This is a genomic window from Vibrio sp. 1CM2L, assembly GCF_023161695.1.
Lineage (GTDB): Bacteria > Pseudomonadota > Gammaproteobacteria > Enterobacterales > Vibrionaceae > Vibrio > Vibrio coralliirubri.
In genome coordinates, this window is sequence record NZ_JALNTT010000004.1 from 277,015 (window position 1) to 297,623 (window position 20,609).

Sequence of the window (20,609 nt, forward strand, 5' to 3'; positions counted from 1 at the left end):
TGCTCTTTTAAACGCCAAATCACCTTTAATTTCCGTCTAATTTCGCTTTCATATCAAATCTCAATTTTTCATATCAAAACGATATAGTGATGAATGCCCGCTTCTCTCAGAATGCGCACCAGCAACGCCGCTATACAAATGAAACACGATGAGAAGAGAAACCAAACACATGAACCTATCAGACCACATCATACAAGAAGCCTTCGAAAACGACTGGCACACCTGCTTTTATCAGCCAAAGGTTGAGCCTAGTATCGAGAAAGTGACTGGTGTTGAAGCGCTGTTTCGTTTAGATATTCCAGAAGAAGGGATTTTCTCTCCAGGTGTGTTTATTGATCGTGCGTTTGCATTGGGTTACGAAGAAGAGATCTTCTTTAGTGTTCTTGAGCAATCACTAACAGAGGTAAAATCTCTCTCACCTCACTTGAACTTGGCAGTTAATATCAGCAAGAAGGTGTTGGCCAACCCTGATAACGTGGAAAAGGTCCGTGAATTGCTTTGGAATACGTCGTTCAAAGCAACGCGGCTTACTTTTGAACTCAGCGAAAACGATCAGTTGGATGACCAACTTTGTGAGCAGATTAAACGCTTTCAATCTCTTGGCATTAAAATCTCAATCGACGATTTTGGTATTGGCCATTCGGATATGAATAAGGTGATGAGCCTTAATGTTGATGAAGTGAAGTTTGATAAATCAATTGTTAATAGCGCAGAACCTGCTCGTTCAGACTTGGTTAAGCGCACGTTGGCGTACTGCAAAGAGTCTGGAATTGAAACCGTGGCAGAAGGTGTTGAAGATACGGATACACATCAGCTCGTCCACCAGTTAGGTTTTGATAGCTATCAGGGCTTTCTATATTCAAAGCCACTGCCTTTGACTGACCTTAGACTTGTCATGTAAGGGTGAGTAATCAAGCAGAATTAGCTTAAGACAAACTCGACGCTTTTCTTTTTCTGCTTAAGATCGTGATATCGAATACACTTAAAGTAAATATCATGCTTGTTTTGGATGTTCTGAGAGAACGGGTTATTCACCACTTTCTTTATATCAGCCTTGAAAAATGGCATGCCGAGTTTGCTCATGTACGGCTCTAAATAGAGATCATAAAGAAACTGAGACATTGCAGGGTCAAGAGTCGGAAAGCGAAATTCAGTGCCTGCCAAATTATCCGCCATGTAATCGAAGATCTTACGTCGGATCACGACGCTGACCGCACCAACACTGCAAAGCATTTTGCTGAAGCCGTCGTAAACTACATGCCCAATAATGACGCCTTCGAACAAGAAGCAAAGCACCTGCATATCTTCTTTTCTCACGCCGAGATACTGAGCAACCTCGATAAAGTCTTTGCCATAAGTTTTAAGATGCATTCCTTGAATCGACTTAAGCCTTTTCGCAGGAAGCGAACCCATGCTATATGACTCTACGCTGGTGACCTCATAGTCGTAACCAATCTCGGCACTAAACGGACGTTCCATATTCTTGGTTGCGGCTTTGACTTGAACCATCTCTTCCACTGAAAAGTCATACTCCACCTGAAAGAAGCTTGCGATACCAAGACGACGAACAAAACTGGGCAGTGTCTTTGCCCTTTCCCACTGACTCACCATCACCTGATTAACACCGGAAAATGCTCGATGAGAATGGGAAAGTAACTCTGCAAACTCTTCTTGAGAAACTGAGGTTGCTTCGCGGAGCCTTTTTAACTCTTCTGAAAAATTCTCTTTATTCATCGGTCACTTACCTAGCTTTTTTATCAGTGTAGTTCACTTAAGCTCGTTAATAAATGAAGCCTTCAACATCGCCTTGCCACGTCATTTAATTAATGAAATTGATTCACAAATCAAAGTAAATCGCTCACAATTACCATTAAGTTCATCGTTGAAACTCGCTTAACTGGATACTTATGATTAACCCAAAACTCATCGCCCTGCTTCCGGATCTCGCCTCGTTCATTTTGGTGGTTAACGAAGGTAGTTTTACGGCTGCAGCAAAACAGTTAGGTGTGACACCGTCAGCCTTGAGTAAGCTCATCACTCGCTTGGAAAAAGCGCTGTCGGTGAAACTGTTTGAACGAACCACTCGTACCCTTATCATCACGCAAGCAGGTCAATTGGTTTACGATCAGAGCGTGGTGATGATCAGCGCAGCTCAACAAGCCGTTGAACTGTCTACCTCAGACCATACCGAACCTGCAGGCTCGATAACGGTAGCGGCGCCTGAAGCCTTCTTGAATTCGGTTCTGCAGCCTTTTATTGTGCCTTTCTTAAATCAGTATCCAGAAATCCAACTTAAGTTAAGAGCGGCTGACGGCGACATTGATATTTTACGTCAAGGCATCGATATTGCTTTCCGCCTGACCGATAAGCCCGACGAGAGCTTAGTATTAAAAGAGTTAGGAAAAACAAACCTCGTGTTGTGTGCAAGCCCTGACTATTTAGATGCCAAAGGGATTCCTCACCACCCGACCGAGCTGTCTGAACACGACTGTTTATACCTTGCAGAGACAGACAAAGACCACATTTGGGACTTCCTTAAAGATGATGAATTTCACACGGTACCTGTCAGTGGGCGTTACGCAGTTAACCACTCGCAGATGCGACTAAAAGGTGTAAAAGAAGGTCTCGGCGTCGGTATTTTCCATGACTTCGTGATTCAAGATGCGTTAGCTGAAGGGTCTGTAGTACAAGTGTTGGAAGATTGGACCATCAAGAGTAATTACCATGGTGCGATTGCGATGCAGTTTGCTCAAACCAAGTACATGCCCGCTCGACTGCGTGTGTTCATTGATTACGCCATGGAGCACTTAGGTGACAAGTTGGCAGGAGAAATAAACTGATGCTGAAAGGAATACACCACGCGGCCATAATCTGTTCAAACTACGACGCGTCGAAACACTTTTACACTGAGATTTTGAAACTCGAGATAATTGCCGAAAACTATCGAGAGGCTCGCCAGTCGTACAAACTTGATTTAGCGCTACCTAATGGTGCTCAGATCGAACTATTCAGCTTCCCTAACGCACCAGAAAGGCCGAGCTTCCCTGAAGCTCAAGGGCTGAGACATTTAGCCTTTTGTGTGGATGACGTTCAACACGTCAAAAGCTATTTGGAAGGACAAGGAATCGAAGTCGAACCGATCCGAATTGATGAATTTACAGGTAAAGCATTTACCTTTTTTGCCGATCCTGACGGGCTTCCGTTAGAGCTTTATCAAGTCTAACGTCTTCTTAGCAAACAGAGACCCTCATCTGATATGTGAAACTGACCTCCTCAAAAGAAGGTCAGTTTGTATATCAATTAACTCAATGCTGTCTTGAATTTCTCGACACGTGAAAACAATAACCAATCCAATAGCATTGCTGTCACGATCGTCGCACCCGCCAGTGGAAACAGTACTGAAATAACTATCACGGTCACTAAACCTGTCTTCCAAAGCCCTGCATCACCGAACTTCGGTGGCGTACCAAGCTTTCTTTGACCTGAAGGTCTGCGCATCCACCACATCACACCGCCAGTCACAGAAACAACAACAAACGCCAAGCAAAACAAGGCATTTAGAAGCTTGTTGATGATGCTGATGTCACCTTGATGCAATGAAATACCCACAGCTAACGTCTTGGCAACGAAGTTATAATCTTGCCATGTCACTTCCCCCAGAATACGACCTGAATATTGGTCGAGGTGCGTGGTACGATCCTGCGTTGGATCGATGATATCGCCACCCATTGTATTGGCTGTGACCGTGTAAACACCCGTTTCTGAACGCGGGAAATTGACCTTGTATTGCGTAAAGCCAAGTGAGTATGCTTTTGCAATTACGTCATCAATGTCGAAGTTGCTTGCTGACAACATATGTTGAGAGCGATCTTCGCCCATCTTAGAATGGTCGTGAGGTTCCGTCGACTCTTCCACATGATGAATGTGTTCTGCTGGCTTATCTTGAGACAAAGGCAGTGGTGTTTGCTCCAAGTTCCAAGGAAGCTCTTCTTCTGAGCCATGGTTAAGAGACGCATGAGTTTTGTCTGATAATGGAATATCATCCCACATTTGAGCAGGGAAAGTGCTCCATGCTTGAACAAGCTTACCGCCCCAAAAACCTGTCCATGCCAATCCAGACAGAATAAATAACAACAGAATAAGCGATAGCGTACCACCGATATTCGCATGCAGATCACGCATTAAAATACGCGTTCCTGAACCAAATCGAAGCTTAAGAAAACCAGCACGGCTCGCGTTATCTCTCGGTAACCATAAGTAAATACCACTGATGAGCAACAGAATAGACAAGCTTATTGCGACTTCAATTAGGTAATCACCCCAATCACCAATCAACAAAGTGCCGTGAATATCATTCGCCAGTTGGTACAGGCTGTCGCTGCGCGGAATCTCTCCGACCACTTCGCCAGTATACTGATTTACCGTAGCGAAGACCGATGTGCCGTCTTCAAGTGCTACCGAAAAGCGGTTAGCGAGATCAGGCGCTTCGCTCGGAACAAACTGCGTCACCGAGCCTTGTGGGTATTGAAGTTGTACTGCAGCTAACTGTTGTGACACTTTAATCGGGTCGCCCGATGCAACAATCTCAATGGCTTCGTGGTGGAAAGCCAATTCGATTTCGTCATCAAACAGCATCACCAAGCCTGTAATGCTCAGCATTAACATAAACGGGATAACGAATAGCCCAGCATAGAAGTGCCAGCGCCATGTGAGGAAATAGAGGGTTTTATTGCGGTCTTTGCTTTTTATATTGGTTTCTGAACCGGTTGTTGCACTGCTTTTAGACTGCGAAGTTGCTTGTGCTTTCGCAGGGGTTTGAGATTCATTTCTCAACATTATAATTTCCTTTGACACACGCAAACCTACCTTCTGAAAAATCAGAAAGTAACTTGAGCATGTTTAACTTTACTTAATACTTAATACTTAATACTTAATCTTTTAATTATTTTAGTGGGTTAGGTTTAAGCAATATCAAAGGGAGGGCCGCGTGGGGCTTGCCTCGTGTAGCGTTCGCTTAGAGCCAAAAAAGCGTAGCTGTCGGAGACAATAGAACTCAGTCGAGTTGTCAGTAGTGTAGTGGGAAGTTCATCTTGGTGAAATGTGGAAAAATGGCTAAACGGACACGGCTTTCCTTTATGAGTATTAGGTTCACCTTCTTCGATTTGAACCAATTCAAAGCCATTGACCGTACATAACGACGCCCATACTCCCGCACTATTACCATGAGCATTGATAACAGGCATTAATGTCACTAGCGCCCAGCTTAATGCTGTTGCAAGTAACATGGAGAAGTTGAACGAGGTTCGGCGCATTATTCCAAGTCTTTATAAATTTCCCTTATTATGAGGGACTTGGAATTTAGGTAAACGTAAAGATTAACAGCAAGTTAAAAAATTGAAGCTAACGCACACTCTTTTTCGTTAAATACTGGTTACAACACTAAAGCTAAGAAAGTAATACTCAACTCTTTACAGCAGGCTTTCAATAAAAGAGACAATAAAAAACGCCGCCTTACACCTTCCTCTAAGGAGGGGAATGTAAGGCGGCGTTTTAGAAATCGAATCTAGAGGTTTTGCTCTTTGTTACCTATCTAGCAAACTCATGATTAACAAATTAACCGAAGATCTTGCTCCAGATGCTTGGGTTACGCTTCTCATGGTACTCTTCACGAAGGCCGTCAATAGTACGAAGTTCTTGCTGTGCCGATGCTAAGTCACCTTGGTCTAGCTTCTGTTCAATGCTATCCAGTGATGCACTGATCTTTTTGAAGCCTTCCATGAAGTTGTCTTCTTTCTCGACTGGGTAAACACCCGTTTTCAGCTCTGCCACTAGCGTATCTAAACGAACAATAGGCTTTTGCATCTCTTCAATACTTTGAGCTTCTGCCGCTTGTTTGAACGCAAGCTTCATTTCTTGCATGTTTTTCTTAAGGTCTACATTGGCAAATGCGTTACCAGACAATACTGACGCAGCAATTAAGCCAGATAAAAGGATTGAGCGAGTTTTCATTGTTTCTCCAAGTGAAGCGGTGTCTTTGAAGCTAGAGCCAACAGTAATGTGGCACTTCGACTTTATTATTTTCGGCTAGTGTATACAAAAATCTGTCAGGCACAAAAATTGATTGTGTCGAAATGCAAACCCGCCGACATTCTCTTAAACAAGATCTGAATATTCTGGGATTTCACTACGACCGCGCAAGGCTAAAAAGGCTAGGAACTGCTTTGGCGAATGGGTAATCACTTTACTCGAATCGACACCCACTTCATCTAACAATGCTGCGACTAAATCCAAGCCACCGACATCTAAACAGAAATGCGCATCGCTGCCTGTTGTAATAAATGCACCCTTCGCTTTCGCTATTCTTGCAATCTCATAACAACGGTCAACACTGCCAACTCGGCTATTGCCTTTGAGTGTGGTGTTGTTGATTTCAATCGCCACGTTGTTATCAACCGCACATTGAATAACGGCTTCAAAATCGAAATCAAAATTAGGATTGCCTAAGTGACCAAGCGCATCAATTCGACCGCCCTTAATCACATTCACGAGAGCCTCTGTATGGGTAGCGACATCCGAAGGGCGAAAAACGGGCTCGTGGAAGCTTGCAATCACCCAATCCAGATTCTTATCAACGCTCGGATGAATATCGATTTCACCTTGCGTGTTCATGATGTTCGATTCAACACCACGGATGATGGCAACCTCCTCGATAAAACGAGGAAGTACACGCTGGTTACTAAAGAACCAATAGTGTGGAGCGCCCGGCATTGATTCTGAATGGTCAGTGGTACAAAACATGGCTAAACCATTTTGCTTTGCCGACTTGGCGTTTTCGATCAATGTGCTGTAAGCATGACCACTTGCGTATGTGTGGGTGTGAGTATCTACTTTGAGTTCCATGAATCAATGCCCTCTTCGCTCGGTCAAAATACGTTTTTCAGAAAGTAACTCTGAATCTCTTTCAGGAAAGAAGTGCTTCAGAAAATGAGTGCCTAATGGCAACAATTCGACCAGTTTATCAGCTGAAAGTGACAATTAGCACCCAAACATAAAGGTTTATTACTGGTTCATTTACACGACACGGGAATACGTGGCTAACCAGAGCCAGCCAGCGCTTGGTCTTATCTAAGTCGAACCGCACACACTCGGTAATTGCGCCAATTTTTTGCAACCTACCCAAGTTCGTCAATACTTAAACCAGTCTACAAACTGGAGTGTTAGATGAGAAGAAGACGATATCCGCTGAGTATCCACATCACTAGCCTTTTCCTAATTTTGACAACACTTGTCGGTGCGGTATTGATTTCGATAAGTTATCGGCACTCTCAAGAGCTGTTGTTAGGCACAGTGCGCGAGATCAGTAATGAGCATCGCGACAAGCTGGAATCAGTATTTAAACAAGCCATTGCCCCGGTCATCACAACCTTAAATGTGATGGCGGTGAGCCCGTTTGTTGCTCATCAAACTTCCGCTGTCGAAAAAGACTCTTGGCTGGCTTCGGTCGATATCATCTTCAAGCAAAACTCCAATTTGGTCGCTCTATTTTATGGTTCTGAAGATGGTGACTTCAGAATCTTTCGTCCATTAAGCACCAATAAACAGCGAGCTGAAAACAACGCCCCCGCTAAAGCGACCATGATGGTCAGCAGCACCAATCTAGACGGTGAAAACTTTATTACCTACCTTGATGGCGCACATCAAGTGATCAGTACTCGACAAGCAGAGAGTAAGTTCAACCCCACCACTCGCCCTTGGTTTCGTAACGCAAAGCCTGACGGCTCAATACAACTCTCTGAGCCCTATCTGTTCTATTTCCTGCAAACCAATGGTATTACACTCTCTAGGCGTTCTGCCGATGGCAAGCATGTGGTTGGTGCCGATTTTACGTTGAGTTCGCTCTCTTCTCAGATCAGTGAATTAGCTTATTCTCCGCAAACCCGACTCGCCTTGTTCGATCAACATTTTAATCTTCTCGGTCAGCATCAACTTGAGCTATCAATACCCAAGTCTGATGACACAAGTAAAACTGAGCAAACGAATAACCAAACGACGGGAAAACTCTCTGGCAGTGAGCAAGATCAAAGCTTCTTTAATGTGCCCAAACGTGAACAGATGGAAGCATTGAAAGCGTCCGTCATCGCGCCGCTTATCTCTGATGAAGAGAAGTTTAACCTCAATCTAAAAAACGTTGAGTACAACTTAAACACTTGGGCATTAACGCTAACGCCAGTTCAACTGACTCAAAATGTCACCTTATACTTGGCAGAAGCGACGCCACACAATGAGCTGCTCGCTGATCTTATCTCGATGCGAGATAAACAAGTTGCGGTCGCGATTGGGATGCTGTTCATCTGTTTCGCTATCGTATGGTTTGTTGCTAATCGCTTGTCTCAGCCACTCAATACGCTGATGCAACTCACCGACAACATCGCTCGGTTCGACTTCAGGCGTACTCATTATCCCAAAAGCATGATTCAAGAAGTGGCTAACCTCGCCCACTCGATTGAGCTCATGGAACACACGCTTCATGATCTGATTACCCTACTTCGAGACACGGCCGGAAATCAGGAGTTTTCGATCTTAGCCAAGAACATAGCTCATCAAAGCTATTTAATTACCAAAGCAGAAACCATTGTCCTCTTCACTCAATCAAAAGAGAAAGACGTTTTTGATACGGCGGCTAACCTTGCCATTCTCCCTTTTAAAGCCGACATCAATGACTTCATCAAACATACCCCTTGGTTGCTGTGTCAGCTTAAGTCTGGTGAGACGATCCATTTGAACAGAGAAGACAATGTTCTCAACTATTACCAAGATTCGATCTTCAATTCAGACCTATACCTGTTTCCATTATTAAACAGAGAAAAGTTGTTGGTAGGGATTGTGGCAATTGGCTATGAAAGACCGATCACCAAGATGCAGGCCGATAAGCACGCCTTTTTACGAGAGCTGCTCAGCTTTGCGGAAATAGCGAAAGACAACATCGACCAAATGCAGCAACAAAAAGACATGCTTAATGCCTTTATCGAGCTGATTGCGTCGGCGATTGATACCAAGTCACCTTACACGGGCGGGCATTGCCAGCGAGTGCCTGAACTCACCAAATGGCTAACTCAAGCGACCATAGATGATGACCGCTATTACCCGCAATTCTCATTAGATAGCAAACAGTGGGAAGAGTTGATGCTCGCCGCTTGGCTTCATGACTGCGGCAAGGTGACCACGCCTGAATATGTGGTAGACAAGGCAACAAAACTGGAAACCATTTACGACCGAATCCACGAAGTGCGAATGCGTTTTGAGTTGTTGAAACAGCAAGCGGAAACCGATTATTGGAAAGCCATAGCGAACGGTGCGCTACAAGAAGAACAACTCAAAATACTCGAACAAAGCCTGTCTGAACTGGATGAGGAGTTTGCCTTTGTTGCGGAGTGTAACCTTGGTGGCGAATCTATGACGAAAGAGCAGCTAAAACGCTTAGACCAAATAGCCAAACGCCAATGGAAACGCACACTGGATGATCAATTGGGTTTGTCTTGGTCTGAAAAAGAGAGGTTCAACACTCCAAAAGATGAGGTTGAGAAAGAGAGAACGGAGCCAACAAGTCAGGATGAGGGTTTGCCTGTCATGGAACCTCTGCTTGCCGACAAACCGGAACATAAAATACCTTGGGACAATGGATTTAACCCTGCCGATGTATGGCAAGAAGCATTTGTACTTAAGCCAGGAGAAGTTAAATACAACCAAGGTGAACTGCACAATTTGAAAGTACGCCGTGGTACGTTAAACGATGAAGAACGTTTTATGATCAACGATCATATTATCCAAACCTTCACCATGCTCAACAAGCTGCCTTACCCGCCTTACCTTCAAAACATTCCGGATATCGCTAGCGGACACCACGAGCGTATCGACGGTAAGGGCTACCCAAGAGGCTTAAGCGAAGACCAATTGCCACTGCCGTCCAGAGCAATGGCAATTGCTGATGTCTTTGAAGCGCTGACCTCTAGTGATCGCCCTTATAAGAAAGGCAAACTCTTAAGCGAATCACTCAACATCATGACCAACATGGCCACCAGCGGTCATATCGATCCCAAGTTGTATTTATTGTTTTTGGAAAACAAAATCTATGACAAATACGCTGAGCGATTCCTAGAAATGAACCAACGCTGCGAGATTGACCCGCACGAACACATCGACCGAGTAAAAGAGTACATACGCTCATTGTTCTAAGTTTTAAGCTAACCATTCAGAGGATAAGCCATAGCTCAATGGTTAGCTTTTAGCTGCCGAGTCCAATACCGCAACGTCCACTACAGTCGCTACAGCCACTGTGGTGTGCGGTTTCTGGTTGGCTTTCGTCTTGCTGTGTCTTTTCGCTAGTAGCGTGTTGGTGATGCTCGCCACGACAATCAGGTTAATACCAATCATCTGCTGAGTAGAAAACACATCATCAAAGAACAAACCCTGCCATAAGGCGCTAAACAGCATGTTAGTAAAAATCAGTGGTGCCAACTGGGAACCGCTGTCTGCCAGCTTATACGCCTTAGAACGGAAGATTTGGGTATTGATAGTAAACAATGCAAGACCAAGTGCTCCGAGAACTATCCAGCGTAAATCATCAAAAGACAACAACACCGACAAGAAGCCTTTTTCAGCGCTTTCAAGAACATCAGGAACCGCAGAAACTGAAGTAAACACCACCATTGGAATCACAATGATTGCCGCAACTAAAAAGGTCCACGCGTTAAGCTCTGCTGGAGTCAGGCTGGTTTTAGACGCTCGGTACAAGCTCACTTGCGAGCCAGAATTAAATACCCCAGCGAGAAGCCCAAGCAGAAGCGCAGGTCTAAAGAACTCCGAACCCAACTCAAACTGCGACCAATCCCCCGCCATCATCACTACGCCAACAAAGGTGACAGCTAAACACACGATCGTCGTTGTATGAATCTTGGTAGAAAATATTAATTTTTCTAACAATGGAATAAACAGAGGACCCGTACTGAACAACACAACCCCTTCAACCAGCGTTAAGGTTTGCAGTGAAGTAAGGAAACACCACTGACACGCCACCATAAAGATCGCCCGCATCACCAAAGGTTTCCACATTTCTAGTGTCGGCTTGCTGATTTTGTAAAAAGTCAGAAAAAGAAATAAGAACAGACTGGGTAACAAAAAACGCACAAAACTGAGTAACGAAGTGGGCATCACTTCAGATAGATACTTTGCCATCAAGCCGCTTAAAGACAAACTGAACGTCGACAACAACATGAAAGTCGTCGCCTTGGTAATATCAGACATAATTATCACCTCCTATGACATCTATTTTAGAGGCGTGACGTAATGAAAAATAGCGAGTAATATTAACCATAACTGTAAGGAAAACTTACCAATGAAAAAACTCGTTCCGCTTAAATCCGTTTACGCTTTCATTGCTGTCGCTGAGACTGGCAGCATGACCGACGCCGCTCGGGTGCTGTACGTCAGTCACTCTGCGGTAAGCCAAGCGATCAAGTCGTTAGAACAACTGGTCAACAAGCCTCTGTTTCAACGAGTCGGTCGTCGTGTTGTTCTGAATGCCGCAGGTAAGCGATATTACCGAAAAGTCGCGCCCGCACTAGAGCAAGTGATAGAGGCGACCGAAGAGCTTGCCAGAACGCCTAACGACCACCGCATTACCCTCAACATGGTCAATTCGCTCGCGATGCACTGGTGGATCCCACGAGTTCCCGACTTCCAAGCCTTCGCTCCCTCACTTGATATCCGTATTTCGACGCTAACAGGCCCTTTCGATATTGAGCAGGAAGGGGTCGATGTTGCGCTCGTACATGGCAAACCCAACGAATGGGAGCAATATTACAGCGAGAAACTGGGCGACGATGATTTGGTCTTGGTGTGCAGCCCTACTCTATTAAAAAACCAGGCCGGATTGAGCGTTGAGCAACTCGTCAAACAAAACCCAACCATTGGCGTTTTTAACCTCAGGCGACAACACGACTGGCAAGTGTGGTGCGACAATTACCAAATCCCAATGCCCACATTCCATAGCAATCTGACGTTCGATGTCTCCATTCAAGCGGTGCAAGCTGCAATTCGTTCGTTAGGCGTACTAGTAACGCATCGCTTGTTTGTGAAAGATGACATCAGCCATGGGATGCTTGTCGAATTGGGTAAACCGGTTGCTAACCCGCACCAAGATTTTTACTTTGTTTGCCCGAAAAACAAATTAAAACAAGAAAGTGTGCTAAAACTGAGAACATGGTTAAGACATGAATTCACACGCTCAGAGACAGCACTGAACGATGACATTCAGGAACAAGACCAAACTATCAATCAATAAGCGAGTGACAGCTCAGCAAGCTTACAAGAGGCCATTATGATTATTACCACCACACAATCAGTCGAAGGCAAGCGCATTGTCGATTACAAAGGAGTTATTGCCGGGGAAGCCATTCTAGGGGTGAACGTTTTCAAAGATATGTTTTCAGGAATTCGTGACTTTGTGGGTGGGCGTTCTGGCACCTACGAGAAAGAACTGGAAAAAGCACGTAACTACGCATTCAAAGAGTTAGAACAGAAAGCGATTGAAGCAGGTGCCAACGCGGTGGTGGGTGTCGACATCGATTATGAAGTCTTGGGTACAGGTAATGGCATGTTGATGGTGTCTGCTAGTGGCACTGCGGTGGTGGTTGCTTAGCCAGTGGCAAACCCATCGCTCAATAGCTCTATCCATCGAATAACGGATTCATTCGCTTAATCGTGTGATTCTCTAAAAATGCCCCTTAGCTAAATCGCTAACTAAGGGGCGTGATTATATGCGTTGCCAAGTTAGATTTAAATATCTCTAACTCGCGCGATCTGTGTGCTCAGAACGCATGGCATCAAAAGAGGCAATTCGAGCCAAAAACTCTTTTCTATCTTTAGGCATAATTGAGCTTGCCATTGGTAAGTTAGCCTTCATCGCATCGACGGCGCGACCACGAACCAATACCTCAAAGTGCAAGTGCGGGCCAGTAATACGACCAGTAGCACCCGATAACGCAATTTTCTGACCTCGCTTAATTTGCTGACCTTTCTTAACTAAGAAGCGGCTCAAGTGAAGATAACGCGTCGTATATACGCTGTTGTGTTCAATCACCAAATATTTACCAGCATACGGGTGGTCACGAAGTGCCACCACACGACCATCACCTGTTGAGTAGATAGGTGAACCAACAGGTGTCGCAAAGTCGGTACCATTGTGCGGTGAGATTCGCCCAGTTACTGGGTGTCTTCGTGTCGGATTGAACGAAGAAGTGATTCTTCGGAATTTTCTGTCGACTGGGTATCGATCAAAGGCTTGCTCTAGACTATTTCCTTCTCTGTCATAAAAAAGACCATCTGGTGCTAGAAAAGCTGCCACTTCTCGGTTTCTTAATTGAATTGAGATACCTTGAATTTCTGTTTTGCCCGTTAGGTGATCATCCGTGTACTGCTCTTTGACCAGTACATTGAAGCTGTCACCAGCTCTCAGCTCTCGAGCGAAGTTGACTTTGTCTTTTAGTGTGCGGGTGATGTTGGCTATCTGGTTAGTAGTTAACCCCGCTTTGTAGGCTGACGTTGAAAAGCTACCGTGGACACTACCCGCATAGAGTTTTTCTTTCCATTCGCCTGGGATCTCGTGGAATTTATAGGTGAAGCTACCATCATCGTTTCGAGTAAAGGCAGCTTGCTCAACCAGACTCTCGTGATAAACCAGCTCCACAAGCTGTTTAGAGTCACCATCCAAAAGCAACTCTAGATGGTCACCAGGCTTTATTGTGTCGAGTTTCAAAGACTCCAGATCCGCTTCCATCACCTTTTGAACGGTTCCATAAGGCAGTTGCCATGACGAAAAGATGTTGCTTAGCGTATCGCCAACTTTCACAAAATAATGGACCTTAACCAAAGAGTTGGGAGTCGCTTGCGAGTCGATGGCTCCCTCATCATTCGTTTGAGGGCCCTGATAAGGTGTTATTTTGATAGAGATTTCTGGTGCTGGTTCGGAGTGAAAAGAGAGCAAAGCAGCAAGGGAAAATGCACTGATAGCAATAACGATCAGGCCAATACGGAGGAACTTCATAAAATACTTAGCGGTTATAACGAGGAACTTAGAAAGTGTTATAACATAACAATTAATTCAAAGAAATAAATGAAATGTAAGAAACCGCAGCGCGATAGGCGTGAAAATATGGTGGGCATGCAAGGCCCACCATCTTAGTTAACACTACTCTTTATCTAGCATTATTCTTCACGAAGTGCTTCGAAGCGTTCTAAGCCGCGCAGCATCTCAAAGTCAGGTTCATCAGCCAATAGCTCTCGCATTGAACCACTGGCTTCGATAGAGCGCTCTAAGTCATCGATCGCTTGGCCTTCAGCACCTAACTTTGCGTAAGCACAAGCACGTTGGTACAAGGCGTGAGCGTTTTGATCGTCCACTTCTAACACGCGATTACATAAGCTCATCGCCCAGTGGTATTCCTGCATGTCCATTGCGGCATCAGCTTTGTAAGTTAGTGCTTCCAAATCACCCGGGCGGACTTTTAAGATCTCATCGTAGATTTCAATTTTTTGCTCGGCAGTTTGAACATTCTGAGCCCTCAACCACAAGTTGTGAATCTCATTGATGATTTCGATTTCTCGGTTGTTCTCTGAGATGATTCGAGTCTTGCGCTTAAGATCCCTTTCAAGAAGGTTAAACTTCTTCTCATAGTCTTGGGCAATGTCATTGAGTCGTCGATCTGCCATCTCTTTAGTGGTGTGTTTCAACTCTTTTAGCGATTGCCAACCCACCAGTGCAATTAGGGAGGCAACACCGGCAATAATGTAGAAGAAGTAGGTTACGGTTACATTGGCGTAATTCAGAGACTTGTCTGCCACAGTCAGTTCCCGGTCAGTCATCTGAATGGTCAAGCGTCTTTCAAGATCCTGCTGTTCCATTCGAAGCTGCTTCAACTCATCCAAGATATAGCGTTCCATCAGCGGTCTATCCAAATACTCTTGTTCCGAGTACTTAACCTCTTCGCTTGCAAAACTCATCGTGCTGAACACCGAGATAACTGCAATCAATAAGATTCGAAGCATTATACATTCCTTATATATTTATCTTTAGACTAACTGTATCTCGTAATAGGCATACAAGCTAGGAAGTCGACAAGTTTGCTATGTCCATATTGGAATTAACACTCTAAAACATCATTGATAATTATAAAACACCTGAAGCAACATCATTAATTTCTAAATTATAAAAATACCGCGTAATACTGTTCTATATAATTAATTCGCGATGCGAATATACCGAGAATTGATTTATTGCATCGAGATGAATCTTATATTAATAACGATCAGAACGAGGTTAATTTGAATAATCCACGATACGATTTAGTAAGCCGTGTACTGCACTGGGTAATGGCTTCTGTAATCATCTATGCAACAATCGCAGGGTATGTGATGCACTATGTCACCAGTCATCCAGAGCTGTTTTCTTTTCTGTCAGTGCTCAACATGTCATTGGCGACCGTTGCGACACCATTGCTTGTGGTTCGTTATATCTGGAGCCACTTTCGCTCATCGCCAAGCATGCCAACTTCTGTGCCTGAAGGGCAAAAATGCGTTGCCAAGCTTGCACACTCTTTGATGTATCTTGTGATGTTTATGGTTTTCAGTACCGGCTACTTAATGCTAAAAGAACCGTACTCTTTATTTTGGTTAGTGAGTGTAAATAATCTAATTACCGACTCTGCAATCAACGGCTTCTTTTTCTATTTACATCGTGCCAGTTGTATTGCCCTAGCCTGTTTAATTGTGCTTCATATCAGTGCCGCACTTAAACATCACTTTGTCTCTAGGAACTATGTATTGAAGATGATGCTCTAGATTCAGAGAGTTCAAGACGGGTTGCACAAACAAAAAAGCCATAGCATGTTCGCTATGGCTTTCTTATTTCAATTTAATTACTTGCTGTGAGTATCTATCATCACTTGCCAGTATTCACACTTGGCCAAGAACTCTTTTAAATAAAGCTCTGGGTTAGCAAGCTTCTCACCGCCTTTAACATCAGCCCCAGTCACACGCCAAAATCCACGAGTGACCAAGTTTCGATGATAAATAAAATCGTTGAGTTCATTGGCCTTCAAAGGAAGTTGCTCGCCAAACGTATTTTCGTAGCGGCTCAGAGTCGAGGCTTGTTCACTTGGCTTCTCCCTTAAAAAGGTATCCAAATCCAAACCTAATGACTGTTGCTGCTCTTTTGATAGGGCTTTAACTAATTTAGAGATCACACTGAACAGAGCCAACTCAACTTTTTGAGACGCTAATAACGATGCACCTAAAAGCGCATGTTCGTTGGAAATGTGTTGTTCTGTTGATGAAACGGTTGCTGTTGTCACTGTGTTAACCTCAAATAATCATAACGGGTGTTACTGAACTGGATAGAGTCTTTTCACTAAGCTGAATCTTATTCTTGTCATTAAGAAGAATCTTGCAGCTAAGCAAAGCCTTTCAACTAAGCAGAATCTTTTAGCAGAACACGGTCAGCATCAATAATGGTGAAGCCAGATGCATCTTCATTCTTTTCGACTTGCACTAAACCTTTAAAACCAATCTGCGACAGTTTCTTCGCAAGTTGATCTGGTGCTGTTTCAAAAACAACATTCATAAAAGGTAAAGACTCAGCATCAACAAAACCATGCTCGTTAAACAGTTCCATTGCTTGAGATAAATGGTCTGAGTCGGTTAATTCGATAATTTCTACAACTTCTTCCAACAACATTTTCGATTCCATATTCGCCAGAAAGTGACTGACACAAGCACTTACGTTTTGCTCGCATACATCCCGATGCCCGAAGACACCCCTTTAGTAGTAGGGAGATCATAACATATTAATAATCGAAAAATATGTTTAATTTCCCTAACCTATTGGGAATATTAGAAAACAATAGAAACTGGTGAAGCATAGACAAGACCAATTCGTCTTTTCGAAAGCAACCGCCTGATTTGAGGCAATCAGGCTACCGTAGCTTGAGAACCACCCGTTTCTACAATCGATTCTTGTAACAAGCCAGCATAAATTCCATTGTGCGCCACCAGCTGTTGATGATTACCTTGCTCAACAATTTCACCCTTTTCCAACACCAAAATCGTATCTGAGTGACGAACGGTACTCAAACGGTGTGCAATCGCAATCACGGTTTTTTCCTTAAAAAGGCGCTGCATTGCTTTTTGAATCAGGTCTTCAGTGATTGAATCTACCGAACTGGTCGCCTCATCAAGCATCATCAATTGACCACCCTGTGCAACCGCTCTAGCGAACGAGATGAGCTGCGTTTGCCCTACAGACAAGTTGGATCCGTTTTTTTCCAAGTGGAAGTCATAACCCTGTGGCAATTGTTCAATAAACTTATCGGCATAAACATAGCGCGCCGCCTGTTCAACCTCAGTTCTAGATAGATGCGTTTTGCCCAGCGCGATATTGAATTGGATGGTCTCTTCAAATAAGTGCACGTCTTGCATCATCATTGAGAACAAATGAGCAGAGTCTTCGCTTGAGATCTGTGACAGCTCTATTCCATTCAACAAAATGCTGCCTTCATAGTCTTGGTAGGTTTTAGAGATCAGACGCAGAATCGTCGACTTGCCCGAACCCGTCGAACCCACAAGCGCGATTTGATGCCCTTTATCTAATACAAACGAGACATTCTTTAAAACATATGGAGAGTCGTCTTTGTAACGGAAGCTCACGTTCTTAAACTCAAGGCTCACAAACTGTTCGAGCTGTTTTTCAACCTTGTTAGATGGCAGCAGGTTGCGCCCTTCTTCTTCAGTCGGCTCAACAAACAACTCTTCAATATGGTCAAACGCTGCAAATGAACTCTGAATAGAAGCGATCTGCGAAGTAAAGTCACGGATCGGCACAAACACTTTCTCTAAGGTGTTGATGAACGCAATCAGCACACCCAAGGTGAGCGCCCCTTCTATCACTTGCTCCGAGCCATACCAGATCATAATTGCGATGGTGATAGAGGTGATGCCGGAGATAAACGAGAACAAAATCGCATCGTATTTATTGATCTTCTTCTGCGCTCTTAAAAACTCATCGGTATAGCCTTGGTAGCGTTGCTCGACTTGCTCTTCCGCTCGGTACATCTGAACGGTTTTCATGCCAAATAAGACTTCTTGTAAAAAGCCAATACCGCGAGCCAGCGAAGAACGAGTCACCTTATACAAAGCACGAAGTCGGTTTCTCACATACACCGTCAAATACATCACAGGTGGCATAATGATCAATACAATCATCGTTAACCGCCAATCAATGAAGAACATCATCACCAACAGAGCAATGGTATTGATGCTGTCTTTAACTAGCCCGACAACCGACTGAACAAACGTCTCGCCGATGGTTTCCAAGTCACTGGTTAATCGTGAGAGCGTTACCCCAATCGGTGTGTTATCAAAATAGCTGCGCGGCAGTTTGAGCACGCGAGCAAACAACACTGAGCGCATGTCAGTTATCGTGTATTGCCCGGTTTTACGCAGGTTGTACGAATAGGTGGTATCCACCACATAACTCGCCACCAGCACGGCAACGAGATAGAAGACGTATTCGAGCAGTCCATCCATATCCCCGTGACTCAGGTGAACATCGATCACTTGAATGATCAGCCAAGGGAACAACAAGCTCGTGATGACAGAAAGAGGGAGCATAGCGATGCCCAGAATCGCAGAGCCTTTGTATTTCTTAGCAAACTTAAAAAAGTGCTTGAGGTACTTGAGATCAACACCTTTTAACATGCTGCTGCCTCCGTTTCATTCTGCTGTAGCTGCCATGTATCGTAATAATAATCACAGGTTTTCAATAACGTGGCGTGGTCGCCCTTCGCGATCACTTTACCTTCGTTCAACACGATGACTTCATCCATATATTCAAGGGCATTAACGCGGTGTGAAACCACAAGAACCGATTGATTTTCTAAACGCTTAAACAGGCCTTCCAAGATCTTACGTTCTGTTTCATAGTCGACAGCCGATAGAACGTTATCCATGATGATCAGATCGGTGGGTTGCAATAAAGCGCGCGCAATACTTAAACGCTGCTTCTGGCCACCAGACAACATGATCCCTTTCTCACCGACTAAGGTTTGATCGCCGTGTTCAAAACGTGTCACATCACTGGCCAGCTGGCTGAGCTCTAGCACTTCATCAACCTGACTCTTTGCCAAATCGGTATCTAGGCTACCAAAGCGGATATTGTCTTCGACGGTTGCTGAAAACAGGTAAGGGTCCTGAGTTACGGTTTTCACGTAACGGCGCAAGTCACTGCGCGAGAAGCTAGTGACATCTCTTTCACCAAGGAAAACCGAACCTTGTGGAACATCCAAGTGATGATTTAAGCAGTTCACTAATGTCGTTTTACCCGCTCCGATCCCGCCTAACACACCCACTTTCTTACCTGCTGGAATATCAAAGCTAATGTCATCGAGAATCACGCGTTCTTCACCTGAATAGCTGAAGCTGAGGTTGCGAACGGAAAACGTTTTTCCCTTCAGCGATTCAACATCTAATTCAGTAAGCTTATCTTCATCAAGCTGCGGGACTTTGGCATTAAGAATGGTCTGTGCACTCTGAATACCTACCATGCCACGCTGATAAATGGTCGCGATTCTGCCAAGCTGCATCAATGGCATAGCGAGCAAAACCGAGTAAGTCAGAAAGGCGGTAATCTCACCAAGTGTGAGTTCCTGTCTCATTAACATGTAGCCGCCAAGCCCAAGAATGATGATTTTCATCAGGTCATTGGCGTAGTCGAGTACTGGCATAAAGAAGACTTGAATACGTGTAATTTTGAGACGGCATTCAAGCAATAACTGGTTCAGCTTTTCAGTTTCGGCTTTCACCCAAGGTGACATCTGCTGGCTCTTAATCAAATCAATCCCAGACAGGTAACTCATTAGTTGAGCAGACAGGTTTTGTAGACGCTTCATGTGTTCTAAATGCAGCGTTTTCATACGCTTGAAGCCCACACGGAAAATCACAAAAGCGATTGAGATAGGAATAATCGAATACAGTGTGAGTTCTGGCGATATGCGCCACATGTAAAGAGGCGTCAACGACAACGCAAGCAACGCATTAAAGAACTGCAAGAAGCCGACACCAAACAGCAATCGAATACCACTAAGGTCATTGTTGATAATCGAGATCAGTCGACCCGAAGCAAAACGCTCGTGAAAGCTGCTTGGTAAACGATTCAGCTTTTGTAAAAGGGTACTTTTGAGTGCAGCCTCTGTAATTCGCCCCGGGTTAAGCGCATAAATACGAGATAAAATTCTCACCACCACCATGGCAACAGACATGCCGACTACAATCCAAACATAGCTTTGCAGCTGCTGATGGCCAGTTGAAGAAGCATCATCAATTAAATCTATCGCCAATTGGATATAGCGAGGGATCTCTACTTGTAACCAGTTGACGAGAAAGATGAACACAATCGCCAATAAGTACGAGGTGCGATTCATGCGCAGATAATGGGCAATAAACTGTCTTTTATTCATAGTATTCTTTGTTTAGGGCAGGCTCACAGCGAGATTTAGCGATAT

19 protein-coding genes are annotated in these 20,609 nt (G+C 44.3%); 7 read left to right on the forward strand and 12 right to left on the reverse strand.

The window, feature by feature from the left end:
* The first annotated feature begins 148 nt into the window (after window positions 1-148).
* A complete protein-coding gene (locus tag MSG34_RS16055; RefSeq protein WP_248338479.1) occupies window positions 149-901 on the forward strand; it encodes an EAL domain-containing protein in 753 nt (250 codons plus the stop codon).
* Window positions 902-921: 20 nt separating this feature from the next.
* Here the strand turns inward: MSG34_RS16055 and MSG34_RS16060 are convergent, their stop codons facing one another.
* Window positions 922-1,734: a helix-turn-helix transcriptional regulator gene (locus MSG34_RS16060; protein WP_248338481.1), complete on the reverse strand. Its 813-nt coding sequence runs from the start codon at window positions 1,732-1,734 to the stop codon at window positions 922-924.
* A gap of 173 nt (window positions 1,735-1,907) precedes the next feature.
* On the opposite strand from MSG34_RS16060, the gene MSG34_RS16065 reads away from it, so the two are divergent.
* Both MSG34_RS16065 and MSG34_RS16070 read left to right on the forward strand, forming a co-directional pair.
* Entirely contained in the window at window positions 1,908-2,840 is a 933-nt protein-coding gene (locus tag MSG34_RS16065; protein WP_248338483.1) for a LysR family transcriptional regulator, read from the forward strand.
* A complete protein-coding gene (locus tag MSG34_RS16070; RefSeq protein WP_248338485.1) occupies window positions 2,840-3,223 on the forward strand; it encodes a VOC family protein in 384 nt (127 codons plus the stop codon). The genes MSG34_RS16065 and MSG34_RS16070 overlap by 1 nt, the downstream gene beginning before the upstream one ends.
* A gap of 77 nt (window positions 3,224-3,300) precedes the next feature.
* Here the strand turns inward: MSG34_RS16070 and MSG34_RS16075 are convergent, their stop codons facing one another.
* From MSG34_RS16075 to MSG34_RS16090, 4 genes are all read right to left on the reverse strand, one after another.
* Entirely contained in the window at window positions 3,301-4,836 is a 1,536-nt protein-coding gene (locus MSG34_RS16075) for a PepSY domain-containing protein (protein WP_248338487.1), read from the reverse strand.
* Between the two features lie 125 nt (window positions 4,837-4,961).
* The gene (locus MSG34_RS16080; protein WP_019825747.1) at window positions 4,962-5,312 is read right to left on the reverse strand and encodes a hypothetical protein; all 351 of its coding nucleotides are present in this window, start codon (window positions 5,310-5,312) and stop codon (window positions 4,962-4,964) included.
* A 301-nt stretch (window positions 5,313-5,613) separates the two neighbouring features.
* On the reverse strand, window positions 5,614-6,009 hold the full coding sequence (locus MSG34_RS16085) for a cytochrome b562 (protein ID WP_017059534.1): 396 nt from the start codon (window positions 6,007-6,009) through the stop codon (window positions 5,614-5,616).
* 144 nt (window positions 6,010-6,153) lie between these two features.
* Window positions 6,154-6,900 carry a phosphatase gene (locus MSG34_RS16090; protein WP_050633115.1) on the reverse strand — a complete coding sequence of 249 codons (747 nt, stop codon included), beginning with the start codon at window positions 6,898-6,900 and terminating at the stop codon, window positions 6,154-6,156.
* Window positions 6,901-7,221: 321 nt separating this feature from the next.
* Here MSG34_RS16090 and MSG34_RS16095 point away from each other — a divergent pair, with 321 nt between their 5' ends.
* Window positions 7,222-10,233, forward strand: a complete 3,012-nt coding sequence (locus MSG34_RS16095) for an HD domain-containing phosphohydrolase (RefSeq protein ID WP_248338489.1) — start codon at window positions 7,222-7,224, stop codon at window positions 10,231-10,233.
* A 42-nt stretch (window positions 10,234-10,275) separates the two neighbouring features.
* Here the strand turns inward: MSG34_RS16095 and MSG34_RS16100 are convergent, their stop codons facing one another.
* Entirely contained in the window at window positions 10,276-11,301 is a 1,026-nt protein-coding gene (locus MSG34_RS16100; protein ID WP_248338491.1) for an EamA family transporter, read from the reverse strand.
* 91 nt (window positions 11,302-11,392) lie between these two features.
* On the opposite strand from MSG34_RS16100, the gene MSG34_RS16105 reads away from it, so the two are divergent.
* Entirely contained in the window at window positions 11,393-12,340 is a 948-nt protein-coding gene (locus MSG34_RS16105) for a LysR substrate-binding domain-containing protein (RefSeq protein WP_061038439.1), read from the forward strand.
* Window positions 12,341-12,376: 36 nt separating this feature from the next.
* Window positions 12,377-12,697 carry a heavy metal-binding domain-containing protein gene (locus tag MSG34_RS16110; protein WP_004730185.1) on the forward strand — a complete coding sequence of 107 codons (321 nt, stop codon included), beginning with the start codon at window positions 12,377-12,379 and terminating at the stop codon, window positions 12,695-12,697.
* 147 nt (window positions 12,698-12,844) lie between these two features.
* Here the strand turns inward: MSG34_RS16110 and MSG34_RS16115 are convergent, their stop codons facing one another.
* Entirely contained in the window at window positions 12,845-14,101 is a 1,257-nt protein-coding gene (locus MSG34_RS16115) for a peptidoglycan DD-metalloendopeptidase family protein (protein ID WP_248338493.1), read from the reverse strand.
* 161 nt (window positions 14,102-14,262) lie between these two features.
* Window positions 14,263-15,102: an alkyl sulfatase dimerization domain-containing protein gene (locus MSG34_RS16120; protein ID WP_050621682.1), complete on the reverse strand. Its 840-nt coding sequence runs from the start codon at window positions 15,100-15,102 to the stop codon at window positions 14,263-14,265.
* A 276-nt stretch (window positions 15,103-15,378) separates the two neighbouring features.
* On the opposite strand from MSG34_RS16120, the gene MSG34_RS16125 reads away from it, so the two are divergent.
* A complete protein-coding gene (locus tag MSG34_RS16125; protein ID WP_082151303.1) occupies window positions 15,379-15,894 on the forward strand; it encodes a cytochrome b/b6 domain-containing protein in 516 nt (171 codons plus the stop codon).
* Window positions 15,895-15,971: 77 nt separating this feature from the next.
* Here MSG34_RS16125 and MSG34_RS16130 read toward each other — a convergent pair whose 3' ends face one another.
* The 4 genes from MSG34_RS16130 to MSG34_RS16145 all read right to left on the reverse strand — a co-directional run bounded on the left by MSG34_RS16130 (window position 15,972) and on the right by MSG34_RS16145 (window position 20,564).
* Window positions 15,972-16,406 (reverse strand): hypothetical protein, encoded by a 435-nt coding sequence (locus MSG34_RS16130; protein WP_050633121.1) that lies wholly within the window; start codon window positions 16,404-16,406, stop codon window positions 15,972-15,974.
* A 116-nt stretch (window positions 16,407-16,522) separates the two neighbouring features.
* The gene (locus MSG34_RS16135) at window positions 16,523-16,789 is read right to left on the reverse strand and encodes a hypothetical protein (protein WP_017059525.1); all 267 of its coding nucleotides are present in this window, start codon (window positions 16,787-16,789) and stop codon (window positions 16,523-16,525) included.
* 233 nt (window positions 16,790-17,022) lie between these two features.
* Window positions 17,023-18,807 (reverse strand): ABC transporter ATP-binding protein, encoded by a 1,785-nt coding sequence (locus tag MSG34_RS16140; RefSeq protein ID WP_248338495.1) that lies wholly within the window; start codon window positions 18,805-18,807, stop codon window positions 17,023-17,025.
* Window positions 18,801-20,564, reverse strand: coding sequence for an ABC transporter ATP-binding protein (locus MSG34_RS16145; RefSeq protein WP_248338498.1), 1,764 nt, complete (start codon window positions 20,562-20,564; stop codon window positions 18,801-18,803). Before MSG34_RS16145 ends, MSG34_RS16140 begins: the two co-directional genes overlap by 7 nt.
* Window positions 20,565-20,609: the final 45 nt, after the last annotated feature.

Coding starts and splice junctions, on each gene's coding strand:
- MSG34_RS16090 (WP_050633115.1), bottom strand. CDS start 6,900: ATGGAACTCAAAGTAGATACTCACACCCACACATACGCAAGTGGTCAT.
- MSG34_RS16085 (WP_017059534.1), bottom strand. CDS start 6,009: ATGAAAACTCGCTCAATCCTTTTATCTGGCTTAATTGCTGCGTCAGTA.
- MSG34_RS16095 (WP_248338489.1), top strand. CDS start 7,222: ATGAGAAGAAGACGATATCCGCTGAGTATCCACATCACTAGCCTTTTC.
- MSG34_RS16110 (WP_004730185.1), top strand. CDS start 12,377: ATGATTATTACCACCACACAATCAGTCGAAGGCAAGCGCATTGTCGAT.
- MSG34_RS16100 (WP_248338491.1), bottom strand. CDS start 11,301: ATGTCTGATATTACCAAGGCGACGACTTTCATGTTGTTGTCGACGTTC.
- MSG34_RS16120 (WP_050621682.1), bottom strand. CDS start 15,102: ATGCTTCGAATCTTATTGATTGCAGTTATCTCGGTGTTCAGCACGATG.
- MSG34_RS16145 (WP_248338498.1), bottom strand. CDS start 20,564: ATGAATAAAAGACAGTTTATTGCCCATTATCTGCGCATGAATCGCACC.
- MSG34_RS16055 (WP_248338479.1), top strand. CDS start 149: ATGAGAAGAGAAACCAAACACATGAACCTATCAGACCACATCATACAA.
- MSG34_RS16065 (WP_248338483.1), top strand. CDS start 1,908: ATGATTAACCCAAAACTCATCGCCCTGCTTCCGGATCTCGCCTCGTTC.
- MSG34_RS16105 (WP_061038439.1), top strand. CDS start 11,393: ATGAAAAAACTCGTTCCGCTTAAATCCGTTTACGCTTTCATTGCTGTC.
- MSG34_RS16135 (WP_017059525.1), bottom strand. CDS start 16,789: ATGTTGTTGGAAGAAGTTGTAGAAATTATCGAATTAACCGACTCAGAC.
- MSG34_RS16115 (WP_248338493.1), bottom strand. CDS start 14,101: ATGAAGTTCCTCCGTATTGGCCTGATCGTTATTGCTATCAGTGCATTT.
- MSG34_RS16070 (WP_248338485.1), top strand. CDS start 2,840: ATGCTGAAAGGAATACACCACGCGGCCATAATCTGTTCAAACTACGAC.
- MSG34_RS16140 (WP_248338495.1), bottom strand. CDS start 18,807: ATGTTAAAAGGTGTTGATCTCAAGTACCTCAAGCACTTTTTTAAGTTT.
- MSG34_RS16075 (WP_248338487.1), bottom strand. CDS start 4,836: ATGTTGAGAAATGAATCTCAAACCCCTGCGAAAGCACAAGCAACTTCG.
- MSG34_RS16060 (WP_248338481.1), bottom strand. CDS start 1,734: ATGAATAAAGAGAATTTTTCAGAAGAGTTAAAAAGGCTCCGCGAAGCA.
- MSG34_RS16080 (WP_019825747.1), bottom strand. CDS start 5,312: ATGCGCCGAACCTCGTTCAACTTCTCCATGTTACTTGCAACAGCATTA.